Here is a 6,194-nt window from a genome sequence, read left to right as displayed (position 1 = left end):
GGGTGGTGGGGGGGGGGGGGGGGGGGGGTGGGGGGGGGGGCCCCCCCCGGCGGGCGTCGCGGTGACGCGGCGGGAGAACCTGTTCGATCTGCCCCGCCGCCATCCCGGGCTGTGGCTGGCGGTCATGGTGCTGTACCCGGTGCTGAGCGTGTATCCGCAGGAGTTGATCTTCCGGTCGTTCTTGTTCCACCGGTACGCGCCCGCGTTCGGTAACGGGCGGGCGTTGGTGGCGGCCAGTGCCGCCGCGTTCGGGTATGTGCACATCATTTTCGGCAGCTGGATCTCGGTCGTGCTCAGCACCGCGGGCGGTGCGATTTTCGCCCTGCGCTACCAGCGGACGAATTCGTTGTTCGCGGCTTCGGCCGAACATTCGCTGTACGGCATCCTCGTCTTCACCGTCGGCCTGGGCACGTACTTCTACCACGGAGCCGCCGTACCCGGCCCGGCCGCTGTCGCCGGTGGCAGATCGGAGTTCCGGCCGAGGCCGCGCCTGCCGGCGTAGGCGGGTTCACGCATTCGCGGCGCTGTTCGCCACCGGCACTACGATCTACGGGTGCGTGGTCAACAGGAAGAAGCGATCGACTGGCGCAATACCCGTGTCGTCGCCGCCGCGAAGTTGCATCGGGGCGCGGCGCGCAAGAAAGCGGGGCGGTTCCTGGCGGAAGGCGCCAATTCCGTGGGGGCGGCGCTCGATACCGGACGGGTCCGCGAACTCTTCTATTCCGCCGAGGGGGCCGCGCGTGAACATGCGCTGATCGCCGGGGCCGCGGCCGCGGGTGTGCGCACGACGCTGGTCACCGATCGGGCCGCGCAGGCGCTGGGGGAGACGGTCACACCACCCGGCCTGGTCGCGGTCTGCGATCTCGTCGATATCCCGCTCGATCGGATTCTCCCTGCTGCGCCCGGTGCCGCGCCGCCGCGGATACTCGCGGTGCCGGTCGGTATGGCGGACCCGGGGAACGCGGGCACTCTCATCCGGGTGGTCGACGCGGTGGGCGCGGACGCGGTGGTACTGGCCGGGGACAGTGTCGACCCGCACAACGGGAAATGCGTGCGCTCGTGCGCGGGCAGTCTCTTCCATGTCCCGATCGCCCGGGACCGCGACACCCACGCGGTACTCGACCGGATCGAGGCCGCCGGAATCGCCACGGTGGCCACCGCGGCCGACGGTGAACTCGACCTGGACGACGCCGACGAGCTGTTCACCGGGCCCGTCGCCTGGTTGTTCGGTAACGAGGCCCACGGTCTCGACCCTGCGGTCGCGCGCCGGTCCCGGCACCGGCTACGTATCCCGATCCGGGGCCGGGCCGAAAGCCTGAATCTCGCCACCGCCGCCGCGATCTGCCTGTACGCGAATTCCCGGGTGCGGTACGCGGGCCGTTGAACCGGGCTCCGGCCGTCGGCTCGTTCGGCTCCCCGCACGCGGCAGTGCCCGGCGTCGGGGCCGGCGCGACGGGTGGTCACATGCCGTTTCGGTAGAGATCGGTGAGTATCTCTTCGGCCCAGTCGGCGGCGATGGCTTCCGGTCCGGTGACCCGGAGCGCCGCCATCACGGTGAGCAGCATGCCGGTCGAGAGGAAGCGCCGGGTATCGGCGACCGAGGCGCCGGTGAGGTCGCGGATCAGGCGGAAGATGCGGCCGTAGCGGTCGCGGACGACCGGGCCGATATCGGGGTCGCCCGCCGCGGCGAACGCGTGCAGTAGCACCAGCAGGAGATCGCGTTCCGCCAGGAATTGCTCGTAGGCCTCGGAGAGCGCGCCGAGCGGTTCGGCCGGGTCGGCGCCCGCGGCGGCGCCGGTGAACACCTCCTCGATGCGATCGGAGACCTTGCCGACCGCGGCCAGGAAAAGACGTTGTTTGGAGCCGAAGAGGCGGATGACGTACGGCTGGGAGACTCCCGCGCGCCGAGCGATCTCGTCGGTGCGGGTGGCCGCGTACCCGGTTTCGGCGAAGGCGGTGACCGCCGCGTCCAATACCTGGGCGCCGCGTTCCTCGGCGGTCATCCTGGTCCTGCTCGTCTCCGGCATGGTCCTCCTCGTTGTCGCTCGGCTGTTGACATGTTATCAGCCGATGCATAGCGTAGAAGCCGCTAGTTATCAGTCAATTACAACTAAGGACGAACATGACTGAAACGCTGACGTCAACGCGGGGAAAGAGGCTCGAACCGGGCGCGGTGACCGTCATCGAACCGGACCGGCGCCGGCCGTTGGCCGCGGTGCTCGCGGCGGTCGGCATCCCGATGTTCATGGTCACGCTGGACAATCTGGTGGTCACGAACGCACTGCCGGTGATCCGCACCGAACTGGGCGCCTCGCTCAGTGATCTGCAGTGGTTCGTGAACGCCTACACGCTGTCGTTCGCCGCGCTGCTGCTCACCGCCTCCGCGCTCGGCGATCGGCTGGGCCGCCGGCGGATCTTCCTCGGCGGAATCGCGGTGTTCACCCTCGCCTCCGCCGCCTGTGCGCTGGCGACCGATCCGGCGATGCTCATCGCCGCCCGGGTGGTGCAGGGGCTCGGCGGCGCGGCGGTGATGCCGCTGTCGCTGACCCTGCTTTCGGATGCGGTGCCGGAACGGCTGCGCAGCGCGGCCATCGGGATCTGGGGCGGGATCTCCGGTCTGGGGGTCGCGCTGGGGCCGTTACTCGGCGGCGCGGTCGTCGACGGTCTGAGCTGGCAGTGGATCTTCTGGGTGAATGTGCCGATCGGGATTCTGGTGTTGCCGCTGGTGGTCTGGGCCTTGCGGGATGCGCGCGGCGGAGCGGGCCGGCTGGACCCACTCGGCTTGATCCTGGCCTCGGGCGGTGTGGTCGCCATCGTCTGGGGGATCGTGCACGGCGCCGACGACGGGTGGACATCGGGCGGTGTGCTCACCGCGCTGATCGGCGGGGCGGTGCTACTGGCCGCGCTGATCGGCTGGGAACACCGGGCGGCCGCGCCCATGCTGGCGCCGCGCCTGTTCGGGGTGCGGGCGTTCGGTGTCGCGAATATGGTGGCCTTCGCGTTCTCCGTGGGGGTGTTCGGCTCGATCTTCCTGCTCGCCCAGTACTTCCAGGTGGTGCAGGGCTACAGCCCGCTGGAATCCGGTATCCGCACCATGCCGTGGACCATGGCGCCGATGGTGGTGGCACCGCTCGCCGGGCTGGTGATCGACCGGATCGGCGCGCGGATCCTGCTCGTCACCGGTCAGGTGCTGCTCGCTGCGGCGCTCGCCTGGATAGCGGCGGTCACCACGGTCGAGCTGGCCTACGGCTCCTTCGTCGCCCCGCTGCTGCTCGCCGGAATCGGTATGGGCCTCACCTTCGCGCCGCTGGCGACCGTGGTGATGGCCGCCGTACCGGAAGCCGATCGTTCGGTGGCCTCGGGAACCAACAACACGGTGCGTGAGGTCGGCGTGGCCATGGGGATCGCGGTCCTGGCCTCGGTCTTCGCCTCCTACGGTGCCTACACCGACCCGCAGAGCTACGTCGACGGACTGGTGCCCGCGGTATGGGCCGGGTCGGCGATCGTGGCGGCCGGAGCACTGGCCGCGGCCCTGCTGCCCGGCCGCGTGCGTACCGGATAACGCGGTATATCGGGCGATCGGCGGCGCGTGCGGGTACCGAGAACCGGTGCCGGGGCGGCCGCCGATCAGCCTTTGCGGACCGTGACCAGGGCGTCGCCCGAATCGGCGGGAGTGGCACGCGGCGGCGTGCTGCGCGGCCGGCGGCCGGCGGCGGTCGCGTACAGCACGACCAACAGCACGCTGAACCAGACGTACCCGTTGCCGATCACCTGTTCCCACGCCGACCAGTCCAGTTCCCGGCCGTCGTTACCGGGCAGGTCGCTGTGCTCGGCACGGACGAAGACCACGGCCGTGGCCGCCACCGCGGCGTACCAGCCCGCCGCGCGAGGCCACGGCAGGGTGGTGGCGTAGCCCGCCATCGCCAGCAGCGCCGGCGCCACCCACACCCAGTGGTGCGACCAGGAGATGGGCGAGACGAGCAGCGCGACCACCGCGTTGACCGCCAGCGCGATCATCGGTGGTGTCCCGGTCCGCCGGATGGCGACCACGGCCAGCGCGACCAGCGCGGCCGCCGCCAGCAGCCACAAGGCGGTGGCCGGGGTGCCGGTGACCCCGAACCGGGCCAGAACGGCCTGGACGGACTGGTTGGTCTGGAATTCCGACCCGCTCAGCCCGCCGACATTGCCGAAGCCGCCGAACCAGTACCGCACCGATTCGTCGGGCATCACCGCGAAACCGATGACCGTGGCCACCGCCCCGCTCACGGCGGCCGTCACGGCGGCCTTGTAGTCCTTGCGGATCAGGAAGAACAGGACGAACGCGGCGGGGGTCAGTTTGATCGCCGCCGCGATACCGAGGAGCATGCCGCGCGGCCAGCGGGGCGTGCGGGTCAGGCAGTCGGCGGCCACCAGGCCCATCAGGATCAGGTTGACCTGGCCGAAGTCCAGGGTCGACCAGATGGGCTCCAGCAGCAGGGCCAGCGGGGTGGCGGTCGCGCAGACTACGACCGCGAGTTTGCGCTGGTCCTGGCGGGGCCACAGTTGCCGGGCCACCAGGTAGAGCGTGAGGGCCAGCGCGCCCACCGAGACCGCGAGATAGGCGATCACGGCGGTCGCCCACGGCAGCAGCGCGTAGACGCCGAGCGCCAGCGCCGCGAACGGCGGATAGATGAACGGCAGACTGATATCGGCGGCCGTCTCCGGCAGGTGGCCGTAGAGGTCACCGCCGGAACGCCACTGTTCGACCCCGAGCCGGTACACCTCGAGGTCGATGTATTCGCCGCTGATCGCGCGGAACGGTTCGATCGGCCGGGACATCAGTACCCACGTCACGACCACCGCCAGGAGCGGTAACAACCAGATCGCCTGTTGGCGGGCGCGTCCGGCGAGCGTCTCGGTACGGGTCGGGGCGTTCGTCATCGGGAGGGACTTTACCGGTTCGAGGTGTCGCCGCACTCCGGCAGTGAGCGGCGGGGGATATCGGGGTGAACCGGCCGTAGGCCATCGAATACGATTCCACCAGCAGCAATACGGGCGCCGGAGCCTACCGGGGCCCGCTCACAGATGCCTAGGGGAGAGACGAGTAGACCGTGGCCGACGACACCGACGCAGGCATAGCGACCGGCGGGCAGGAATCCGCGCTCACCGAGGAGGCCTTGGCCGCCGCGGCCGCGGCCGCCGAGAAAGCCTTCGCGGCCGCCGCCGACCTGGATGCGCTCGCCACTGCGAAAACCGAGCATATGGGCGCCAAATCGCCGATCGCGCTGGCGCAGCGGTCGCTGGGCGGGCTGCCGAAATCGGAGAAGGCGGACGCCGGTAAACGGGTCAATGTGGCGCGCGGCCGGGTCTCGCGGGCGTTCGAGGAACGGCAGCAGGCACTGATCGCCGAACGGGACGCGGCGGTGCTGGTGGCCGAGGCGATCGATGTCACCCTCCCGGCGAACCGCGGGCCGGTCGGCGCCCGGCATCCGATCACCGTGATCTCCGAGCAGGTGGCCGATGTGTTCGTCGCGATGGGCTGGGAGGTCGCCGAGGGCCCGGAGGTGGAGACCGAGCATTTCAACTTCGATGCGCTGAACTTCCTCCCGGATCACCCCGCGCGCACCATGCAGGACACTTTCCATATCGCGCCGGCCGGCTCGCGGCAGGTGCTGCGCACCCACACCTCGCCGGTGCAGGTGCGCTCGATGCTCGAACGCGAGTTGCCCATCTACGTGGTGTGCCCGGGCCGGACCTTCCGCACCGACGAACTGGACGCCACCCATACCCCGGTGTTCTCCCAGGTCGAGGGCCTGGCCATCGATAAGGGCCTGACCATGGCGCATCTGCGCGGCACGCTCGACGCGTTCGCGCGGGCGCTGTTCGGCCCCGACACCACCACCCGGATCCGGCCCAACTACTTCCCGTTCACCGAGCCCTCCGCCGAGGTCGACGTCTGGTTCCCGGACAAGAAGGGCGGTGCCGGCTGGGTCGAATGGGGTGGCTGCGGGATGGTCAATCCCAAGGTGCTGATCGCCAGCGGTATCGACCCCGACGAGTACAGCGGTTTCGCGTTCGGGATGGGCCTGGAGCGCACGCTGCAGTTCCGCAACGGCATCCCCGATATGCGCGACATCGTCGAGGGTGATGTGCGGTTCACCCTGCCCTTCGGTATCCGGTCCTGATTCTTCCGAGCGAGAGAGCGAACACCCACA

The 6,194-nt window shown here is 70.1% G+C and carries 6 protein-coding genes; 4 read left to right on the top strand and 2 right to left on the bottom strand.

What is annotated here, in order from left to right; genetic code table 11:
* On the top strand, positions 1–502 hold a 502-nt coding region (locus QH276_RS08725; protein ID WP_280406686.1), incomplete at its 5' end, for a CPBP family intramembrane glutamic endopeptidase.
* 51 nt (positions 503–553) lie between these two features.
* Entirely contained in the window at positions 554–1,384 is an 831-nt protein-coding gene (locus QH276_RS08720; protein ID WP_280397524.1) for a TrmH family RNA methyltransferase, read from the top strand.
* Positions 1,385–1,460: 76 nt separating this feature from the next.
* On the opposite strand, the gene QH276_RS08715 is transcribed toward QH276_RS08720, so the two are convergent.
* Complete coding sequence (locus tag QH276_RS08715) at positions 1,461–2,027, bottom strand: TetR/AcrR family transcriptional regulator (RefSeq protein WP_280397523.1); 567 nt, start codon at positions 2,025–2,027, stop codon at positions 1,461–1,463.
* 95 nt (positions 2,028–2,122) lie between these two features.
* Between QH276_RS08715 and QH276_RS08710 the strand changes: the two genes are divergently transcribed.
* Positions 2,123–3,562, top strand: coding sequence for an MFS transporter (locus QH276_RS08710; protein WP_280397522.1), 1,440 nt, complete (start codon positions 2,123–2,125; stop codon positions 3,560–3,562).
* A 65-nt stretch (positions 3,563–3,627) separates the two neighbouring features.
* Here the strand turns inward: QH276_RS08710 and QH276_RS08705 are convergent, their stop codons facing one another.
* Positions 3,628–4,920 carry a glycosyltransferase 87 family protein gene (locus QH276_RS08705; protein WP_280397521.1) on the bottom strand — a complete coding sequence of 431 codons (1,293 nt, stop codon included), beginning with the start codon at positions 4,918–4,920 and terminating at the stop codon, positions 3,628–3,630.
* A 170-nt stretch (positions 4,921–5,090) separates the two neighbouring features.
* Between QH276_RS08705 and pheS the strand changes: the two genes are divergently transcribed.
* The gene (gene pheS / locus QH276_RS08700) at positions 5,091–6,164 is read left to right on the top strand and encodes a phenylalanine--tRNA ligase subunit alpha (RefSeq protein WP_280397520.1); all 1,074 of its coding nucleotides are present in this window, start codon (positions 5,091–5,093) and stop codon (positions 6,162–6,164) included.
* Positions 6,165–6,194 lie beyond the last annotated feature (30 nt).

The sequence above is a fragment of the Nocardia carnea genome (genome assembly GCF_029869215.1).
Lineage (GTDB): Bacteria > Actinomycetota > Actinomycetes > Mycobacteriales > Mycobacteriaceae > Nocardia > Nocardia carnea_B.
The sequence above is the reverse complement of the archived record's forward strand: the minus strand, read 5'-3'. Positions and strand labels throughout refer to the sequence as shown.

What these genes read in the sequence shown, in the direction of transcription:
- QH276_RS08710 (WP_280397522.1), top strand. Translation starts at nt 2,123, where the DNA reads ATGACTGAAACGCTGACGTCAACGCGGGGAAAGAGGCTCGAACCGGGC.
- QH276_RS08705 (WP_280397521.1), bottom strand. Translation starts at nt 4,920, where the DNA reads ATGACGAACGCCCCGACCCGTACCGAGACGCTCGCCGGACGCGCCCGC.
- QH276_RS08715 (WP_280397523.1), bottom strand. Translation starts at nt 2,027, where the DNA reads ATGCCGGAGACGAGCAGGACCAGGATGACCGCCGAGGAACGCGGCGCC.